Raw genomic sequence first — 17,573 nt, forward strand, 5'->3', positions numbered from 1 at the left:
GATGAACCCCGCCGACCTGGCCGCGATCGACTTCCACGTCCACGTGGAGCAGGACGCCCACGGCCACCTCGCGCTCGACGCCGAGCTGATGGACGCCTCGGCCGCCTACTTCAAGGCCGGCCAGGACCGCACCCCGACCGTCGAGGCGATCGCCGCGCACTACCGCGAGCGCCGGATGGCCGCCGTGATCTTCACGGTGGACGCCACCACGGGCCTGGGCCACCCCGCCCTGTCCAGCGAGGAGATCGCCGAGGCCGCGGCCGCCCACCCGGACGTCCTCATCCCCTTCGGCTCGGTCGACCCGCACCGCCCCGACGCCGTCGCCCGCGCCCGCTCGCTCGTCCGGGACCACGGCGTCCGCGGCTTCAAGTTCCACCCGAGCCTCCAGGCGTTCGCGCCGAACGCATCCGAGCACTACCCCCTCTACGAGGCCCTCCAGGAACTGGGCGTCCCCGCCCTCTTCCACACCGGGCAGACCGGCATCGGCGCGGGCCTGCCCGGGGGCCGCGGCATCAAACTGCGCTACTCCGACCCGATGCTCCTGGACGACGTCGCCGCCGACTTCCCCGGCCTGACGATCGTCCTCGCCCACCCGTCGGTGCCCTGGCAGGACGAGGCGATCTCCATCGCCACGCACAAGGCCAACGTGTACATCGACCTGTCGGGCTGGTCCCCGAAGTACTTCCCGCCGCAGCTCGTCAAGGCGGCCGGTTCCTTCCTGCGGCACAAGGTCCTCTTCGGCTCGGACTTCCCGGTCATCACCCCCGACCGCTGGCTCGCCGACTTCGACACCCTCACCATCAAGCCGGAGGCCCGCCCCCTGATCCTCAAGGAGAACGCCCTCCGCGTCCTGGGCCTGTGACACGAGCGGAGCGCGCGGGGCAGCCCGCGCGCTCCCTTCCGGTGCCGTGCCCGGGGCCGTACCGGCTACGTCCCGCTCGTGGCCGTCTGGTGCACCAGACGCATCCGGTGGTGCAGCGCCGCCAGTTCACGCCCGTCGCCGTCGGTGAAACGGCAGGTCACCTCGTACACGCCGCAGTGCGCCCGGCCGACCGGCAGCCGCTCCGGGGGCAGCCGCACCTCGTACGGGCCGCCGGTCCGGAAGCCGCCCAGCACGGTCCGCGCGGTCGAGAGCACCGTCCCGTCCATGGTCCGGGTCTCCTCGAAGGCCAGCCCGTCGATGTCCCGGCCCAGCCGGAACGTGATCCCGACGGTGACGACCGCGCCTTCGGGCAGCGGCAGGGGCATCCTGTCCGCGCCGCCGGGCAGGTCCACTTCGAGGCGCCCCAGCTCCTCCGCGTGCAGGGAGAAGTCCACCAGTTCGAAACCGTCCATCACGGTTCACCGCCTCGTGCCGCGTCGGCGCGTGTCCTGCTGGGCGAGTGCCCGGGACGGCGGGAAACACGCCTGCCGCCGGGACCGGGGCCGCCGGCGCCGACGATGTCGGGACAGGACGGCCCGCCTGACCGCGGAGGCCTGGCGGGCCGAGAGGGAGGGGTGAGCCGGCGGACGGCTCGGCGCGGGCTGCTCACCCGCGGTAGACGGCTCACCAGCGGTACCAGCGCCCGTCGGAGCTGCGGAACAGGAACCCCAGCAGCCAGACCACCAGCACGGCGATCGCGATGTACCACAGCACGTGCAGGGCGAAGCCACCGCCGAAGAGCAGCAGGAGCACCAGCAGAACGAGTAGGAGTGGAATCATGACAGCCTCCTCGGCGTCTCTCCGGCCCCGCCGCCAAGGCGCTCACGCGGACGCCTGTCGGTCACGCGGACATCCGTCCCACGTGGCGGGAACCTCGGTCGCCAGCGCGGCTACCCCCGGCCGGGGCCGCTAACCGTCGATCCGCGGCCGAAGCGGAGCGTGCGGCCGCGGGAGGCGGGTACCCGCGCGGGATTCGGCCGCCCGCCACCGCCCTCGCCCGATCAGATGTGGGGCGCGCCTTCCGGCGGGTCCGGCAGCGTCCCCGGACCAGGGCCGGGCCGCTCGAACGGTTCCGGCGAAGGCGGAGGCGCCGGTGCCGGTTCCTGTGTCGCTCCCGGTGCCTCGCCCACGCTGTCGACCGGACGCAGCCGCCCGCGCCAGCCGCTCCCGGAGCCGCCCTCCTCCTCCACGTACTCCTTGAAGCGCATCAGGTCGCCCCGGACGCGCTCCTCCAGGAAGCCGAGGGCGTGACCGGCCTTCTCGACGATCCCCTGCGGCTCGACCTCCATGGCCAGGCTCACCCGCGTGTGCTCCTCGTCGAGGCGCTGGAAGGTGACGACGCCCTTCTGCTTGACCCCGTCGCCGACGGTGCGCCAGGCGATGCGCTCGTCCGGGAGCTGGTCGACGATCTCGGTGTCGAACTCCCGGGTCACCCCGGCCACCCGCGTGCGCCAGTGGCAGAGACGGTCGTCGACCTGGCGTACCTCCTCGACGCCGTCCATGAACCGCGGGAAATCCTCGAACCGGGTCCACTGCCCGTACACGGCGCGCAGCGGGGCGGTCACCCGGATCGTCTCCTGCACCTTGCTCATGGTCTCCTCCTCCGGCCGTGTCCCGCGCCCGGCGCACGTGCGACGCCGGGGGCGGAAATCCTCTCTGGGCCCGTGCGCATACCCGCTCCGACCACGCGCACGCGCTCCCCAACGTGCTCCGCGCGTACCGCTCTGGACCTCGCCCGCCCGGGGGACCGCCTCACCCGGCCCGGCGCGGCGGCGAGGGCCTGACGGGCGCTTCGTGCGCCGCCGGTACCGCCGGGTGGGTCCGGGCGAGGGTGCAGACGCCGTCCTCGCACTGGCGTCGCAGCCGCCCCCGGGACACGGTCTGGGCGAGGCCGACGGCCCAGCAGGTCGGGCAGCCCCGGAAGGCGATCAGGGCCAGCGGGGCCGCGAGCAGAGTGACGGGTCCGGCGAAGGGCACGGCGGCGATCGAGCCGATGATCAGCCCGAATCCGACGGCGCCGCGTGCCAGGTGGCGGGGGACGGAGGCGCTGGCGAAGTTCATCGCACCCGCCGCGGGCGGTGCGGTGGTACGGGCTTTGTCGTCCTGCGGGATCTGCGCAGTCTTCACGACGGGTTTCCTCCGACGGGTGGGCCGGTGGTGGGACCGGCGGTGGGGCCGGTGTCCCGGCCGGGTGCTTCCAGGGCGTCACGCAGGGCGGTACGTGCCCTGTGCAGCCGCGACTTCATCGCGGCGGTGCTCAGGCCGAGCGCGTCGGCGACGGTCTTGCCGGGCAGGCCCTGGACGTCCCGCATGATCAGGACCTGCCGCTGGTCGCGGGGGAGCGCGCTGACGGCGGCCGCGATCCGCTCGGCCTCCAGCCTGCGCAGCACCGCGTCCTCGGCGGACGGCTCCGCGCCCGCGTCCGGCTCGGCCTCCGGCTCGTCCGGCTGCCCGGCGCGTTGGGCGGCCACGAGCAGCCGCACCTGCCGGAGACATTCGTTGCGCACGATCCGGAACATCCACGAGGCGAGCGCCCCGGTCGCCCGCAGGGTGCCGATCTTCCGGTACAGGATGATCAGAGCCTCCTGCGCCGCGTCCTCGGCGTCCTGCGGGGAGGCGCACAGCGACAGGGCGAACCTGCGCACATGCGGCTGCGACCGCATGACGACGGTGGTCAGCGACGGGACGTCGCCGTCCTGGGCGGCTCTGATCAGCCGCTCGTCGGGCCAACTGGAGCGATGGTTCATGGGCGGGCTACTCGCAATCACAAGACGTTCCGAGCGGTGGGCGCCGGTCAGACGCGGCTCTTGTAGCGCCGCAGCAGGTGCCAGCCGCACGCGCCCACGAGCAGGACTGCGACCACTGCGAGACCGATGACCATCATGGGGGTTCCTCCTGGTTCCGCCGGCCCGTCCGGCCGGTGCACTCACAAGAGGCGGCGAGGCCGGAAAAGGATTCACGGAAGGTGTCATCGAGGACCTGACGCGCTCCTCCTCCAGACCCCCGAGTCCCTGCACGCCCGCTTCGCCCTGGACGTACGGACCTCGACGGCGGCTACCTCACCTGGAACGCCGCCCGCGACACCCGATGAGATCCGCCGCCCGTGTCGAGTCGCGTTCAGTCGCGTTCAGTCGCGCACGTGCAGCCCGAAGCCCGTGCGGCCGGCGGGCTCCAGGCCCTCCTTCAGGCGCAGCGAGGGGATCTCGTAGTCACCGAAGTTCTGCCGCCGGAACGGGATCGGCTCGGTCGACTCCAGGGTGAGCAGACGCTCCTGCCACGCCTTGGCGACCTCCGGGTACTCCTCGACGCCCAAGCGGTCGGAGCCGTACAGCACGAACGGCGGCAGCACGTCGAGGCCCGGGTAGTAGAGGGTGCCGTGCTGGATCGGGAACAGCAGATCGTCGATGGGGCCGTTGATCCCGCGCGCCGAGTAGTGCGACTCCGGTCCGCCCGTGGTCACCGACAGCAGGGCCCGCCTGCCCGCGAGGGTGCCCTCACCGAAACGCTCGCCGTACTTGGTGTCGCTGTGCTCGCCGACGCCGTACGCGAAACGGTAGGTGAACACCCGGTCCATCCAGCCCTTGAGGATCGCGGGCATCGAGTACCACCACAGCGGGAACTGGAAGATGATCGTGTCGGCCCACAGCAGCTTCTCCTGCTCGGCGCGGACGTCCGCCGTGAGCTCGCCCGCTTCGAAGGCCCGGCCCGAGTCCGCGGCGACCCTCAGCGGACTCGAGGCGTGGGGGCCGTAGTCCTCGGCGTCCACGACCGCCTTCCACCGCATCGCGTACAGATCACTCACCCGCACCTCGTGCCCGGCGGCCTCCAACGTGGACACCGCGAGGTCCTTCAGCGAGCTGTTGAGCGACCTCGGGTCCGGGTGGGCGTGGACGATCAGCGTCTTCATGGGAACTCCTTCGCATCGGATGCCCCGATCCTGGCCGCCGCGGCGCCCGGCGTTCAGGGGCTGCTCTTCCGTAGGACGGGACTTCCTGGTACTGGCGGGGCCACCCTCACCGGCGTCGCCGAAGCCATACTGGAGCGATGGACGATCTGGCAGGCTTCCTGCGCACCCGTCGCTCCCGAGTGGACCCGGCGTCCGTCGGCATCCCCACCGACACCCGCCGCCGGGTCGCGGGGCTGCGCCGCGAAGAGGTCGCGCACCTGTCCGGAGTCAGCGTCGACTACTACGTGCGCCTCGAACAGGGCCGCGCGACCCAGCCCTCCGCGCAGGTCCTCGACGCGCTCGCCCGCGTCCTCGGCCTCGACGAGACCGAGCGCGACCACCTCGACCGGCTCGCCCGGCAACCCCGCCGCCCCGCCAGGACCCCGGGCGAGCGGATCCGCCCCGAACTGCTGCGCGTCCTCGACCTCGTCGCCGACGCACCCGCGCTGATCATGAACCACCGCCTGGACGTCCTCGCCGGGAACCGCCTGGCCGGGCTCCTCTTCGGCCGCCCGGCGCCGGGCCTCAACATCGCCCGCAACCTCTTCCTGGAGGAGGCCGAGGACGGCCTCTACGCGGACTGGGACGCCTGCACCCTCGACGTGGTCGGCCACCTGCGGCTGGCCGCCGGCACGTACCCCGACGACCCCCGGCTCGCCTCCCTCATCGGCGAACTGGCCATGGGCAGCGAACGCTTCCGCCGCCTCTGGGCCCGCGCCGACGTACGCGCCCGCACCCACGGCCGCAAGGCGTACCGGCACCCGCTCGTCGGCCCCCTGGAACTCCACCAGGAGAACTTCGCCCTCCCCGACGCCTCCGGTACGGAACTCCTGGTGCTGTCCGCGGCCCCCGGCACCCCCGCCGAGGACGGACTGCGCCTGCTCGCACGCCTGGGCACGGCCGACGGCGACGCGCATCCCCAACGGGGCCGGCGGACAAGCGAGTCGGCCGAACCGCGGTAGGGCCTGCCCCACCCCGCTCCAGGGGGCCCGTCGGAGTGCCCGGGCCCCACGCCGGATGATCAGCTGTCCGCACGGGACGCACGGAGCGGAAGGTGGACAGATGAGAGTCCGGATCGGATACGCGGCATGGATCGCGGGCGTGGTGCAGTTCTTCGCCCTCCACGTGATGACGGAGTCGGCGTGGGCCAGACCGTACAGCTGGGCGCGGAACAACATCAGCGACCTGGGAAACGCCCACTGCGCGCTGCAGGCGGCGCCCGAGCCGCGGTACGTCTGTTCTCCCGAACACGGCCTGATGAACGGTTCGTTCGTCGCCCTGGGCGTGCTGCTCGTCGTCGGCGCGGCCCTGACCGGCGGCGCCCTGTGGCGCGGCGGCCGGACCGCTGCCGCGGCCCGTCTGCTGCTCGCGGGCGCCGGGCTGGGATTCGTGCTGGTCGGGCTGGCTCCCGCGGACGTGAACGAGAACCAGCACGTCCTGGGCGCCCTCCTCATCATGGCGACGGGCAACATCGGCCTGATCCTGGCGGGGTTCGCCCTGGCGGAACACACACCGACGTACCTCCGGTGGGGCACCGGCCTGCTGGGAGCCACCGCGGTCACGGCCTTCGGACTGTTCCTCTCCCACCACTACGTCGGTCTCGGCATGGGAGGCATGGAACGGGTCGCCGCCTTCCCCGTCCTGCTCTGGGCGCTGACCGCAGGCGTCCGCGGCCTCGTACGCCGGACGGGCGGGTTGTACGGGGCGACCCCGAGGCAGGGTCTCAGCCACGCGGGCTGAGCGCGCCGGTCAGGCGGGGAGGCCGAGCCGCGGACCGCCCCGGTCGTGCAGCCGCCGGAAGAAGGCCAGCACGCCCGCCGAGCCCCCGGCCCAGGTGGCGCTCGCCCGGGCGAGACCGGCGTCCGGGAACACGGGCCGCGACCACGTACCGCCGCTCCGGCTCAGGATGAGCAGCGCGACGGTCTCGGCCGCGTCCCGGAACTCCTCGGCCCCGGACGCCTCCGCGACGTCCACCATCAGGTCGCCCACCCCGGCCAGTCCGCAGCACTGGGTGACCAGCGGCATCCGCGGTGCCAGTACGGCGCAGGCACGGGCGGCCCGCTGGGCGAGGTCGAGGTACCCGGGCTCGTCGAGGTGTTCGGCCGCCTGAAGGAGTACGGTCCCGATGCCGGCCAGCCCCCGGCACCACGAGCCGTACCGGCGGGTCGCGCCCGGTGCGGCGGCCGCCGCGATGATGTCCGGCGTCACGGCGGCCAGACGCGCGGCGGCCTTCTCGGAGCGGCTGATCGCGTCGGGGTCCCCGGTCGCGGCGCCGTAGGCGAGCAGGAAGCAGGCGACACCCGCCTCCCCGTGCGCGAGGCCCTCGCGGAGTGCGGCGCTGCCGGCCGTGTCCGGACCGGCCGGGGTCAGCCGGGCGGTGCCCGACGCCAGCATCCGGTCGCACTCGGCGGCGACGGCCAGGTGCCGGTCCGCGGCGTGGCCGTCCCCGGACCGGAGGGCGTGACGGGCGAGCAGCAGCCGCCCGAGCCCGATGCCGGCGGCGCCCGCGATCAGGTCCGCCTCCGGGGGCCCGCCGTCCGGTGCGCGATCCGGGAGAGCGGGATGGCCGGAGTGGGCGGGGGAGTCCGTACCAGACCCCAACCCCGCCTCCGCGAGGAAGAGTTCGACGCCGGTGCGTCCCGTGTAGAAGGCGGGCGACAGGTTCCTGGACTGTGCCGCCGTCCACTCGGCCAACGCGGTGACGGCGGCGCCCACGTGGGGCCGGTGCGCGTGCCGGAGGAGTTCCAGTCCGAGTCCCGAGCTGCCGCCGTAGACGTCGATCGAGGTGGGGACGTTCAACCGCGCGGCCCGTTCCGGGTCCACGATCGCCTGGGCTTCCCCGACGCAGTACGCGGTGGTGTGCGCGATGACCTCGTCCAGCAGGGCGCTGTCGATCCGGGGGCGCGCGGGCCGGTGCGCGGTTCCGGCCGTGCCGGTGCGCAGACGGTCGGCGGCGGCGGTCCGTACGGCCGGGTCGAAACTGAGGAGACCGGCGATCGACGCCCGGATGTCCCGATGGGCGCGCCCGGGCAGTGCCCATTCCAGGCAGGCCAGGGTCCGGTCCCGGTTGACCTCGTGGTCGGGGTCGACGATCACCGGGTCCATGCCGGTGGCGGCGAAGAAGAGGGTCGCGCCGAGGGAGTAGTGATCGTCGGCGGGGGTGGCCGGACCGGTCGTGCGTAGAATCGGTTCGCTGTATCCGGGGGTCGCGCCTCCGGGACCGTCCCCGTTCCACTCGCTGATCCCGAAGTCGATCAGGTGGCAGTGGCCGGGGCCCGAGGCGTCGAGCACGACGTTGTCGGGCTTGAGATCACGGACGACCACGTGCCGGCCGTGGATCGCGTCCAGGACACGCAGGAGCCGGGAGGCGAGCTCGGACAGGGCGCGCACCGGCCGGGCGCCGTCGTCCCGGTAGGGGCCCTCCCGCAGCACCTCCCTGCGCAGGTCCCGGTCGCCGCAGCTGCTCATCACCAGGTACTCGTCCGACTGGTGGGCGAAGTAGTCCAGCGCGCGGGGCACGCCCGCGACGCCGTCGAGCGCGGTGAGGACCACGCGCTCGTTGCGCAGCCGGTGGCGGCCGTCCGTACCGGCTTCGTCCTCGCCGACGAAGGCCCGCGCCTGCTTGACGACCACGGGGAGCCCGAGCGTGCGGTCGACCGCACGGTAGACGTTGCCCCGGGCCGAGCGCGCGATGCCGGCGGTGACCGCATAGCGCCCGCCGCCGAAGCCGGCCGCAGGCGTCTCGGCATGACGTCCGTCGCCGGCGGCGAAGGGATCCTCGGCCCACGGCGGACACCGGTAGCGGCCGACGGCCAGGCCGTCGAAGATCCGGCCGTCCGGCCCGGTCATGACGGATTCGAGCCGCCCGCTCCGGCCGGTCCGGTACTCGCCCGTGAAGGGGCCGTAGCGGTAGTAGACCGGAGCCCGCGGGTCGACCCGCCGGTCGCTGACGACCTGCGGGCCTTCCCGGTCACGCAGTACGGCGGCGAGTTCCCGGGCGACCTCGACCACGGTGCCGTCCAGGGGGTACACGGTGATCGCCTTGCCGACGGCTCCGGCGCTCACCACCCCGGAGTTGAGACGGCGCAGTGTCTCCGGGTCACGCGCGAACTTCGCGTGACAGACGTGCCGCTCCAGCACCGGCAGGACGAGCCGGATCACGGCGTCGAGGTCGCCGGGACGCGCCGAGATGTGCAGTTTCCAGCCGTGTTCCATCGCCGGCATCCGCGGATCGTTCAGATACGTCCACGTGTCATCGGCCCCACCAATGCGGCCGGTGATGGAAACGGCCACCGTTACGAGTTCAGATCACAGGCGAAGCGGGTGGTGGCGGTCACCCACGGGTCGGCAAGACACGCCGAGTACTCACGGTCGCTGCGGTCGTCGTCCTCGAACACGATCGCCTCGTCGTCGATCACCAACGGACCCGCGTCGCGGAAACCGTCGACTTCCAGAACGTCCGGCACGGCTACGGGCATGTGACGCCTCCATATGTCTGTCGTGCGCTGAGGAACAGGAAAATGGCCGGCACGGGCCGGTGGACCCGATGGGCCAAGGACTCGCTGGACCAAGGTAGGTAGGGGCGCAGGTGCTGACAAGAGGGCATCGGCACTGCCCTTCGAAGCTGCCGCCGAGGGCAGACCGCCCTCGCCCGCCGCCGGTACGCACGACGGACGAGTTGGGGAGAAACGTGAACGAGAACCTCCGGTGCGCGGACGAGGCCCGCACGGCCTCCGTCGTCGAGCTGGCCCAGGAGCTGATCCGGCGTCCGAGCCGGGGCGGCGTCGACCCGTACGGGCCTGTCCTGGGCGTGCTGGAGGAGTGGCTCGACGCCCGCGAACTGCCGCACCGGCGCCTGCGCGACGCGGCGGGTGCGCCGGTGGGGCTACTGGTGGAGGTCCCCGGCGGGCGGCCGGGACCGTGGTGGACGCTGGACGCGTGTCTGGACACCGCCCCGTACGGCGACGAGACAGCCTGGACGTTCCCGCCGGCCTGCGGCGACGTCGTGGACGGTCGGCTGCGCGGCCGGGGTGCGGCGGACTCCAAGCTGGCCGCCGCGATGTTCTGCCACATCGCGGCCGACCTCGCCCCCCGGGCCCACGAACTCGCGGGCGGTCTCGCCGTTCTCCTGGACGTCGACGAGCACACCGGCGGCTTCGGCGGCGCCCGCGCCTACCTCGCCGACCCGCACGCGGCCCGCCCCGCCGGGGTGATGATCGGCTACCCCGGCATCGACGAGGTCGTGGTCGGCGGCCGGGGCCTGTGGCGGGCCACGATCACCGTGCACGCCCCCTCCGGGCACTCCGGCTCCCGCAGCACCACCGTCGGCGCCGTCACCCGAGGCGCCCACCTCGTACGCCTCCTGGACGCCGCCGACCTGCCCGGCGGCGATGACGGGTCGGGGTTCCCGCTGCCGCCGAAGCTGACGGTCACCGCCTTCCACGGCGGCCAGGGCTTCTCCGCCACGCCCGACCGGGTCGACATCCATGTCGACATCCGCACCACCCCCGGCTTCGACGCACATGCCGCTGAGACCCTCGTACGCGAGGCCGTCACCGCACTCGACACGGCCCTGCCCGCCCCCCTCCCCACCGCCGTCACCCCGGTCGCCGCATGGCCGCCGTTCCGCCTCGCCGAGGACGCACAGCCCGCCGCCGCCCTCCTCGGCGCCGCCGCGAAGGCGGGGCTCACGGTCCGGGCGAAGACCGCGGGCCCGTCCAACATCGGCAACCTGCTGGCGGGGGAGGGCATCCCGGCGACGGCCGGCTTCGGCGTCCCCTACGAAGGCCTCCACGGCATCGACGAACGCGCCCACCTGGCCGAGCTGCCTCAGGTCTACGCGGTCTACCAGCGGGCCGTCCTCGAACTCCTCGGAGGGTGAAGGGCCGAGCGCGTACGGGGGCGGGCGCGGTGGCCCTCAGTGCGGAATCACCCCACCCGGGCGCGTTCCGGCGGCTCAACCCGGGCGGATTCTGCGCCGTCCCGCAGGGTGTCCGCCCTCGGCGACGCGAGCGGACACAGCGCGGCCGGTCATCCGTCGGCGCGGGTGGCCCGGCGGGCGTCCCAACGGTCACGCAGGGTGAGCCGGCGGCGGCGCTCGTGGCGCTCGCGCACCCGCCGGTCCAGCTCCTCCATCAGCCGGCGGCCCCGGTGCTCGGGGTCGAGTTCGTCGAGGATCCGGTCGACCTCCGCGAGCAGCGCCCCGTACAGCTGCCAGCGCCCGGGGTCGGCGAGCGCGAGGGCGAGGAGCCGGTCGGCGGCGGCGTCCCGGCAGGCCCTGGCCGCCCGCAGCTCGCCCGCCAGACGGGTCTCCGCGGCCTCGGCGCCCTCGCTGCCGCGCGCCGTGACGAGGACGCCGAAGCTGACGAGGGCATCGGCCGTGTACTGGGCGGTCTCCCGGACGGCGAGGGCGGCCCGCTCCGGCAGCAGTTCGTTCCCGCCGCGGTGTTTCGCCAGGTCGGTGAGGGTACGGGCGAGGACCCGCAGGACGACGGCGCAGATCTCCAGGGTGTCGAGGCCGGTACGCAGCACCACCCGGTGCAGCAGGCCCTCCTTCACACGGGGGTTGAGCCGCAGACTGTCCTCGGCGGTGCGCAGCGCCCCGTCGACGTCGGCGACGTCGTTGTCGAGGCGGCGGGCCTCGTGCAGCCGGGCGGCGGCCTGCTCGACGGGCGGCGCGCCGGTGAACGCGTCCGCCACGTCGAGCAGCAGCAGGCGCATCCGCCGGGCCAGGTCCTCGATGGAGTCGCCGGCGGTGTCGACCCAGACGGGCGGGGCGAGGACCAGGTTGAACAGCATGCCGACGACGGCGCCGATGAGGGTCTCCAGGACGCGGTCCCAGGCGGTGTCGGAGACCTGGGTGACGCCGAGGACGAGCATGGCGCTGATCGCGACCTCGGGAACGAACTCCTCGACCCGGACGAGCCGGCCGACGAGCAGCGAGGCGAGGATGACGAGGGCGAGGCTCCACCAGGACAGGCCGACGACGACGCTGAACGCGATGGCGATGAGGACCCCGACGACGACCGAGTTCACCCGGCGGAGGCTGGTGGTGAGGGTCGAGTAGAGCGTGACCTGGACGACGAGAAGGGCGGTGAGGGGCGCGGTGAGCGGGACCGGTTCGCTGCTGAGCCGCAGGGCGACGACGTAACTGAGGGTGGCCGCCGCCGTGGACCGTACGGTCTGGACGGCGAAGGGATCGCGGCGCAGACGCGCGATCAGCCCGTCGTCCCGGTCGTCCCGGCCTCCGCCCCGTGCCACGTCCCACCTCGTCCCGTCGCCGCCGCCCCGCAGGGGCCGTCTGGACGACCGCCTGCCCGGACGGCCCCGGGCTCATGCGCGGGGTGCGTCGATCAGCTGCTTGCCGTCACGGACGGCGAGGATGTCCGCCGGTTGCTCCGTGACGTGCCCAAGCTGGCACGGAACGCCCTCGCCGACGATCGGGGCGAGGCATTCGGCCCAGGGGCGAGGGTCGGTGGCCGGGACCCGGCCACCGAGGAGCGCGGGCGTTCGCTCATGCGTGCGAAGCTCCGGTTGTGCTCGGCGGCATGCTGAACCGTGCTCCGTTCGGCGAAGTCGGCCCCGTAGGTCAGGTGGCCGCGTCGACGAGGTGGGGGCCGTTGTTGCGGACGTTGTTGACGGCCGGGGAGACGGGGTGGGCGGTGAGGCGGCCGTCGGCGGGCTGGGTGAGCAGGGCGCGGAGGTCGGCGGTGTCGGTGTGGTGGGGGTCGAGCCAGGTGTCGTAGTGGTCGGGGGAGAGGGCGAGGGGCATGCGGGGGTGCACGCGGCCTGCCGCGTCGGTGGCGTCGGTGGTGATGATCGTGCAGGTCGTCAGCCAGGCCGCCGGGTCGTCGCTGTCGGCGACCTCGGGGTCGCGCCAGAACTCGTACAGGCCGGCCATGGCCATGACCTGGCCGTCGGCGGGCCGGATGAAGTACGGCTGCTTGCGCACCTTGCCCGTCGCCTCGTCCTTGACCGGATCCCACTCGTAGAAGCCGTCGGCCGGCAACAGGCAGCGGCGCTTGGCGAAGGCGCGCCGGTAGGCGGGCTTCTCGTGCACCGTCTCCACCCGCGCGTTGATCATCCGCGCGCCGCCCTTCGGGTCCTTCGCCCAGGACGGCACCAGACCCCACTTCAGCGCCCTCAGCTCCCGCCGCACCTCCTCGCCGTCTTCGCGCGCGCCGCGTTCGAGGACCGCGTAGACGGCGTCGGTGGGGGCGACGTTCCAGCTGGGCGCGAGCGTCTCCTCGGGGCGCCACTCGGTGACGTCGAAGAGCCGGGTCAGGTCCTGTGGACTGCGGGAGGAGGCGTAACGACCGCACATGACCGCAACTCTGCCACGCCACCGGACCCTGCCGCTCGAACCGCGAGGTAACGATCTCTGGCTTGCGCGGAGCCCCGCGAGGCGAGGCACCGCCGGCGGACCGATGTGTGCGCCACGTCGCCGTCGGGTAGCAGGGTGGGGGCCGGTGAGGGAGTTCCGCCCGGGAGCCGGGCACGGGGGAGGATCCGTTGTCGTCAGCAGGCACAGCCTTCAAGAGGCTCCTGGAGGGCGGGGAGATCGTCCTGGCGCCGGGGGCGGCTGACGCGGTCACCGCGCGGCTCGTGGAGGCCGCGGGCTTTCCCGCGGTGTACATGACGGGGTTCGGGGCGACGGCCAGCCGGCTCGGCATGCCGGACATCGGTCTGCTCAGCCAGACCGAGATGACCGAGCACGCCCGGAACATGACGCGGGCGGTGTCGATCCCGGTCATCGCGGACGCCGACACCGGCTACGGAGGGCCCAGCAACATCGACCGCACCGTGCGCGAATACCTGCAAGCCGGCGTGGCGGCGATCCACCTGGAGGACCAGGCCATGCCCAAGCGGTGCGGGCAGACGAACGGCGTGCGCCTCGTGGACGCGGACACCGGTGTCAAGCGCCTCCGGTGCGCCGTACAAGCGCGCGGATCGGCCGACCTGCTGGTCATCGGCCGCACCGACGCGCTGCCCGTGGAAGGCGTCGACGAGGCGGTCCGGCGGGCCCGGCTGTACCTGGACGCGGGCGCCGACCTGGTCTTCGTCGACGGGATCAAGAGGATCAAGGACCTGGAGGCGGTGGCCGCGGCGGTCGAAGGGCCCAAGGTGGTGTCCCTCGTCGACGGCAACGAGACGGCCGCCCTGACGGCCACGGATCTCCAGGAACTGGGCTTCTCGCTGGCCTTCTACGCACTGACCGCCCTGTTCGCCGCCACCCGCGCCGCCGCCGACGCCCTGGCCCACCTCCGGGCGGCCGGCACCCCCGAGGGCGGGCCGCCGCGGCACAGCTACGAGGAGTTCTCCCGGATCGTCGGCACCGGTGTCCACCAGGACCTCGACGAACGCTTCGGCGGCTGACGTCACGAGGAGAGTTCAAGAGTTGTTCTTCGAAAATCCAACTCCTCTTTGATAAAGGCGACTTGCTGCTCCACGTCTGTCTCGCGGGGGCGGGTGCGTGACGTGCGTCACTTATTAAGGGTTGTTTAAGAATCAACGTCGTGAGTGCCCGCTTTTGCGCCGCATGTGCACAGTTGACGCTTACTTTGAACGCCGGTCAGAGTCTCCTCGGCATCCCGCGTATCTCCGCGTCCTCGCCACATCGACCACAGCTTCACCACTTCTGGAGCCCCCGCATGCGCAACAGGACTGCCCTGACCGCAGCAGTCACGTCCAGCGCCCCTGAGCCGCCGTCACACCCCGGGCAGGACAGCCTCGTATTCGGAAAGATCGCAGGACCCGGCGCCGACGGTACGGGCGCCCGCGCACAGGACGTCGAACTCTTCGACACGACCTTGACGCTGACGCCGCCGAACGTCCCCCGGGAAACCCGGCCCCGTGGACGCCACGGGGCCAGGAAGTCGCGGCACGCACGCAACCCGTCGCGGTCACGGACCGCCGCGAGGAAGCCGGAACGCCAGCAAGGCGCCGGGCTGTCGCTCCCGCTCCTGATCGCCGGAGCCCTCGCCGCGGGGATCGGGCTCACGGTCGGTCTCACCTCCGGACTGGACCCGCAGCCCCCGGACAGCCGATACCTCACGATGCCCGATCTCCCGCACCTCAGCCCGCCCGCGGACACCGAACCGCCCACCGTCACCCACGTATCCGCCCCACCGTCGGCGACCACCACCTCGGCGACCGCGGAAGCCACCCCGACGCCCTCGCACGCGCCCTCCAGCCCCCGGACTCCGGCCCGCACTGCCCCGCCGCCGCCCCCGACCCACCCGCCCGCCTCCTCGCCCCCGCCGCCCCGCAACCCGCCGCCCGCCGAGCGGCCGGACACGGACGTCCTGAGGCGCGGCAGCTCCGGCCCCGAGGTCGAGGACCTCCAGCGCCGCCTCGCGCGCCTCCACCTCTACCTCGGGTCCACCGACGGCAGGTTCGGCGCGTACGTGGAGGCGGCACTGATCCGCTTCCAGGCCTCCCGAGGCATCCCGGAGGAGCTGGGCGTCTACGGCCCGGCGACCCGCGCGGCCCTGCGGGCCGAGGCCGACCGAGAGGCCGGGGCGGACCGAAGCCCCTGGGGCGACGGGAACGACTGGGACAACGCGGACCGGGACGGCCGGGGCGACTGACCCCGCCCTGCGGCCCCCGACCCTCGCGGTACCAAACGCACCCCTCCCGTCCGATCCCCCTTCCCCCCTCACCTGCACATTCACCTCCACTTTCACCTCCCCCCTCACAGAGAACGGCACAGCCATGTCCCAGACAGCCACCATCGGCATGCGCACCGGAATGCGGAGCGCCGTGGCGCTCGCCTTCGTCCTCGGTCTCTCGACCCCCTGCGTCGCCCAAGCCGCCCCGCTCGTCCCGGCGGCCGGCCAGGTCCCCGCGTGCCCGGCGGCCGGAAAGGAGCCGGGGATCGGACACGACCCCCGGTTCACCGACGCCAACGTGGCCCTGTACGCGGGCGGCGACTACACCGCGGACGGCGGTACGGCGGAGGCCGAGGGCCTGCTGGTCGTCGGCGGGAACGCCACCTTCGCGAAGACGTCCGGGGGTGTGTTCAACGTCGGGCGCGTGGGCGCCGGTTCGGGCATTCTGCCCCCGTCGGGCTCGGTGATGCTCGCGGTCGGCGGCGACCTGAGGATCGCCGCGGGGACGACCGTCGACGTGGGCCACGGCCTGACGGCGGGCCCGCGCTACGGCGGCTCCGTCCAGGTGGGCGGGGACATCGACGAGAAGGGCTCCCTGGAAACGAACGGGGGGTCCCGTACCTCCGGCATGGGCTCGCGTACGGCCCTGAGCCCCCACGCCTCGTTCGGCGACACGGTCCGCCGCGAGTCCGCCTCGCTCGGCGCGCTCAAGCCCACCGGGTCGAGCACCCGGTCGGGCGACACGGTCACCTTCAAGGGAGGCGGGGGAGCGGGCAGCAGCCCGCAGGTCTTCGCGATCACGGCGGAGGAGCTCGACGGCGCGTCGACGTTCCTGTTCACGTCGATCCCCGCAGGGGAAGCGGTCGTCGTCAACGTGACGGGCGGCCGGCCGGTGGGCATCTCGCCGATGTCCGTCGGGTTCAACGGGGACCGCGCGGACACGTACGACTCCGCGCGCTTCGGCGAGGCCGCGTCGCGGATCCTCTACAACTTCGAGGACTCCACCTCGATCAGCCTCGGCGGCGGAGGCAACTTCATGGGCTCGATCCTCGCGCCCAAGGCGACCGCGGACCTGACCGCCAGCACCAACGGCCGCGTGTACGTCGGCGGGGACATCCGCACCCACGGCTCGGGCAACGAGAGCCACAACTACCCGTGGACCGGCACGTCGACGTTCGACTGCAAGCCCACGACGCCGGCACCGGAGACCCCGGGAACGACCCCCACCACCCCGCCGGCCCCCTCCCGGCCCACCCCGACGCCCACTCAGCCGGGCGAGGAGACCACGACCCCCCCGGGACCGGGCACCGCCACCCCGACGCCGGGCAGCCCCGAGCAGCCGACGCCCTCGTCGTCCACGACGCCTCCCCCGGGCGGCGGCACGGACGACGGCTCGCTCGCGACGACGGGGGGCCAGGTCGCGCCCTACCTCGTCGCGGCCGCCGCACTGGGGGCGGCGGGCGCGGCCGTACTGCTGGTCACGCGCCGCCGCCGCACGCGGCACTGACCCGGCCTCCGGCGGTCCGGTGCAGCGCAAGGCACTGGTGCGGGCGGGGGCGGTTCGGTCAAGCTGCGACGCATGGACTGGACGCCCTTGCTCTCCACGTTGACCGGTGCCGTGATCGGTATCGCCGCCACCTTGATCGCCGACCGGAACCGGTGGCGGCGGGAGGAGGCCCGGCACGCTGTGGAAATGCGGCGCGCCGTGTACACGGAGTACGTGTCCGCCCTCAAGGCCGCCGGTGAGGAGATCCGCGCCGTCGCCCTGGGCGACCACAGGTCGGAGGCCGTACGCGACGCGGCGGTGCGGGAGGCCGTGCGCGGCACCGGCATCTACACGGCGAGCGAACGCCTCTGGCTCGTGGGACCGCCGCAGGTCGTGGCGGCGGGCAACGAGGCGTTCCACTCCTTGCGCGCGATCCGCGACGCCTACGCCCGTGGAGCGGCCGTCGGCTCGGCCGACGACGCGCCCCTGATCGAGCGGCGGCGCAAGGCCATGGCGCAGATGCGTCGCCTCATGCGCGAGGACCTGGGCATCGGACCCCTCGGAATCGAGTGAGTGCGCCACCGGCCCGGCAGCCGCCCCCGCGCCGCC

Annotated in this window: 18 protein-coding genes; 8 read left to right on the plus strand and 10 right to left on the minus strand. The window is 73.3% G+C overall.

The window, feature by feature from the left end; all coding sequences use genetic code 11:
• Position 1 precedes the first annotated feature (1 nt).
• A complete protein-coding gene (locus tag ACZ3ZE_RS27100; RefSeq protein ID WP_467261337.1) occupies positions 2-862 on the plus strand; it encodes an amidohydrolase family protein in 861 nt (286 codons plus the stop codon).
• 65 nt (positions 863-927) lie between these two features.
• On the opposite strand, the gene ACZ3ZE_RS27105 is transcribed toward ACZ3ZE_RS27100, so the two are convergent.
• The 6 genes from ACZ3ZE_RS27105 to ACZ3ZE_RS27130 all read right to left on the minus strand — a co-directional run bounded on the left by ACZ3ZE_RS27105 (position 928) and on the right by ACZ3ZE_RS27130 (position 4,829).
• Positions 928-1,335: a rho GDP-dissociation inhibitor gene (locus ACZ3ZE_RS27105; protein ID WP_361177185.1), complete on the minus strand. Its 408-nt coding sequence runs from the start codon at positions 1,333-1,335 to the stop codon at positions 928-930.
• A gap of 211 nt (positions 1,336-1,546) precedes the next feature.
• Positions 1,547-1,702: a hydrophobic protein gene (locus tag ACZ3ZE_RS27110; RefSeq protein WP_361177187.1), complete on the minus strand. Its 156-nt coding sequence runs from the start codon at positions 1,700-1,702 to the stop codon at positions 1,547-1,549.
• Between the two features lie 221 nt (positions 1,703-1,923).
• On the minus strand, positions 1,924-2,514 hold the full coding sequence (locus ACZ3ZE_RS27115; protein WP_467261046.1) for an SRPBCC family protein: 591 nt from the start codon (positions 2,512-2,514) through the stop codon (positions 1,924-1,926).
• A gap of 160 nt (positions 2,515-2,674) precedes the next feature.
• Entirely contained in the window at positions 2,675-2,983 is a 309-nt protein-coding gene (locus ACZ3ZE_RS27120; RefSeq protein WP_361177438.1) for a hypothetical protein, read from the minus strand.
• A 62-nt stretch (positions 2,984-3,045) separates the two neighbouring features.
• A complete protein-coding gene (locus tag ACZ3ZE_RS27125; protein ID WP_361627262.1) occupies positions 3,046-3,669 on the minus strand; it encodes an RNA polymerase sigma factor in 624 nt (207 codons plus the stop codon).
• A gap of 380 nt (positions 3,670-4,049) precedes the next feature.
• Complete coding sequence (locus tag ACZ3ZE_RS27130; RefSeq protein WP_361177193.1) at positions 4,050-4,829, minus strand: NAD(P)H-dependent oxidoreductase; 780 nt, start codon at positions 4,827-4,829, stop codon at positions 4,050-4,052.
• Positions 4,830-4,966: 137 nt separating this feature from the next.
• Here ACZ3ZE_RS27130 and ACZ3ZE_RS27135 point away from each other — a divergent pair, with 137 nt between their 5' ends.
• Positions 4,967-5,830, plus strand: coding sequence for a helix-turn-helix transcriptional regulator (locus tag ACZ3ZE_RS27135; protein ID WP_361177195.1), 864 nt, complete (start codon positions 4,967-4,969; stop codon positions 5,828-5,830).
• A 100-nt stretch (positions 5,831-5,930) separates the two neighbouring features.
• Positions 5,931-6,608 (plus strand): DUF998 domain-containing protein, encoded by a 678-nt coding sequence (locus ACZ3ZE_RS27140; RefSeq protein ID WP_467261048.1) that lies wholly within the window; start codon positions 5,931-5,933, stop codon positions 6,606-6,608.
• A gap of 9 nt (positions 6,609-6,617) precedes the next feature.
• Here the strand turns inward: ACZ3ZE_RS27140 and lanL are convergent, their stop codons facing one another.
• Positions 6,618-9,161, minus strand: coding sequence for a class IV lanthionine synthetase LanL (gene lanL / locus ACZ3ZE_RS27145; RefSeq protein WP_467261049.1), 2,544 nt, complete (start codon positions 9,159-9,161; stop codon positions 6,618-6,620).
• Between the two features lie 2 nt (positions 9,162-9,163).
• The gene (locus ACZ3ZE_RS27150) at positions 9,164-9,346 is read right to left on the minus strand and encodes an SflA family class IV lanthipeptide (RefSeq protein ID WP_361177201.1); all 183 of its coding nucleotides are present in this window, start codon (positions 9,344-9,346) and stop codon (positions 9,164-9,166) included.
• A 212-nt stretch (positions 9,347-9,558) separates the two neighbouring features.
• Here ACZ3ZE_RS27150 and ACZ3ZE_RS27155 point away from each other — a divergent pair, with 212 nt between their 5' ends.
• On the plus strand, positions 9,559-10,749 hold the full coding sequence (locus ACZ3ZE_RS27155) for a M20 family metallopeptidase (RefSeq protein ID WP_467261051.1): 1,191 nt from the start codon (positions 9,559-9,561) through the stop codon (positions 10,747-10,749).
• 149 nt (positions 10,750-10,898) lie between these two features.
• Here ACZ3ZE_RS27155 and ACZ3ZE_RS27160 read toward each other — a convergent pair whose 3' ends face one another.
• Positions 10,899-12,128 (minus strand): FUSC family protein, encoded by a 1,230-nt coding sequence (locus ACZ3ZE_RS27160; protein WP_361627277.1) that lies wholly within the window; start codon positions 12,126-12,128, stop codon positions 10,899-10,901.
• A gap of 328 nt (positions 12,129-12,456) precedes the next feature.
• On the minus strand, positions 12,457-13,191 hold the full coding sequence (locus tag ACZ3ZE_RS27165; RefSeq protein ID WP_361627280.1) for an SOS response-associated peptidase: 735 nt from the start codon (positions 13,189-13,191) through the stop codon (positions 12,457-12,459).
• Positions 13,192-13,379: 188 nt separating this feature from the next.
• On the opposite strand from ACZ3ZE_RS27165, the gene ACZ3ZE_RS27170 reads away from it, so the two are divergent.
• The 4 genes from ACZ3ZE_RS27170 (at position 13,380) to ACZ3ZE_RS27185 (ending at position 17,537) form a co-directional block, all read left to right on the plus strand.
• The gene (locus ACZ3ZE_RS27170) at positions 13,380-14,243 is read left to right on the plus strand and encodes an isocitrate lyase/PEP mutase family protein (protein WP_361177209.1); all 864 of its coding nucleotides are present in this window, start codon (positions 13,380-13,382) and stop codon (positions 14,241-14,243) included.
• A 680-nt stretch (positions 14,244-14,923) separates the two neighbouring features.
• Positions 14,924-15,457: a peptidoglycan-binding domain-containing protein gene (locus ACZ3ZE_RS27175; protein ID WP_467261053.1), complete on the plus strand. Its 534-nt coding sequence runs from the start codon at positions 14,924-14,926 to the stop codon at positions 15,455-15,457.
• A gap of 124 nt (positions 15,458-15,581) precedes the next feature.
• Positions 15,582-16,985, plus strand: a complete 1,404-nt coding sequence (locus tag ACZ3ZE_RS27180; protein WP_467261055.1) for a choice-of-anchor A family protein — start codon at positions 15,582-15,584, stop codon at positions 16,983-16,985.
• 72 nt (positions 16,986-17,057) lie between these two features.
• Entirely contained in the window at positions 17,058-17,537 is a 480-nt protein-coding gene (locus tag ACZ3ZE_RS27185; RefSeq protein WP_361177214.1) for a hypothetical protein, read from the plus strand.
• Positions 17,538-17,573 lie beyond the last annotated feature (36 nt).

The sequence above is a fragment of the Streptomyces sp. NPDC023157 genome, assembly GCF_055560575.1.

Bases quoted from the DNA above. Each gene is read 5' to 3' on its own strand.
- ACZ3ZE_RS27100 (WP_467261337.1), top strand. From the start codon at position 2: ATGAACCCCGCCGACCTGGCCGCGATCGACTTCCACGTCCACGTGGAG.
- ACZ3ZE_RS27105 (WP_361177185.1), bottom strand. From the start codon at position 1,335: ATGGACGGTTTCGAACTGGTGGACTTCTCCCTGCACGCGGAGGAGCTG.
- ACZ3ZE_RS27110 (WP_361177187.1), bottom strand. From the start codon at position 1,702: ATGATTCCACTCCTACTCGTTCTGCTGGTGCTCCTGCTGCTCTTCGGC.
- ACZ3ZE_RS27115 (WP_467261046.1), bottom strand. From the start codon at position 2,514: ATGAGCAAGGTGCAGGAGACGATCCGGGTGACCGCCCCGCTGCGCGCC.
- ACZ3ZE_RS27120 (WP_361177438.1), bottom strand. From the start codon at position 2,983: ATGAACTTCGCCAGCGCCTCCGTCCCCCGCCACCTGGCACGCGGCGCC.
- ACZ3ZE_RS27125 (WP_361627262.1), bottom strand. From the start codon at position 3,669: ATGAACCATCGCTCCAGTTGGCCCGACGAGCGGCTGATCAGAGCCGCC.
- ACZ3ZE_RS27130 (WP_361177193.1), bottom strand. From the start codon at position 4,829: ATGAAGACGCTGATCGTCCACGCCCACCCGGACCCGAGGTCGCTCAAC.
- ACZ3ZE_RS27135 (WP_361177195.1), top strand. From the start codon at position 4,967: ATGGACGATCTGGCAGGCTTCCTGCGCACCCGTCGCTCCCGAGTGGAC.
- ACZ3ZE_RS27140 (WP_467261048.1), top strand. From the start codon at position 5,931: ATGAGAGTCCGGATCGGATACGCGGCATGGATCGCGGGCGTGGTGCAG.
- ACZ3ZE_RS27150 (WP_361177201.1), bottom strand. From the start codon at position 9,346: ATGCCCGTAGCCGTGCCGGACGTTCTGGAAGTCGACGGTTTCCGCGAC.
- ACZ3ZE_RS27165 (WP_361627280.1), bottom strand. From the start codon at position 13,191: ATGTGCGGTCGTTACGCCTCCTCCCGCAGTCCACAGGACCTGACCCGG.
- ACZ3ZE_RS27175 (WP_467261053.1), top strand. From the start codon at position 14,924: ATGCCCGATCTCCCGCACCTCAGCCCGCCCGCGGACACCGAACCGCCC.
- ACZ3ZE_RS27180 (WP_467261055.1), top strand. From the start codon at position 15,582: ATGTCCCAGACAGCCACCATCGGCATGCGCACCGGAATGCGGAGCGCC.
- ACZ3ZE_RS27185 (WP_361177214.1), top strand. From the start codon at position 17,058: ATGGACTGGACGCCCTTGCTCTCCACGTTGACCGGTGCCGTGATCGGT.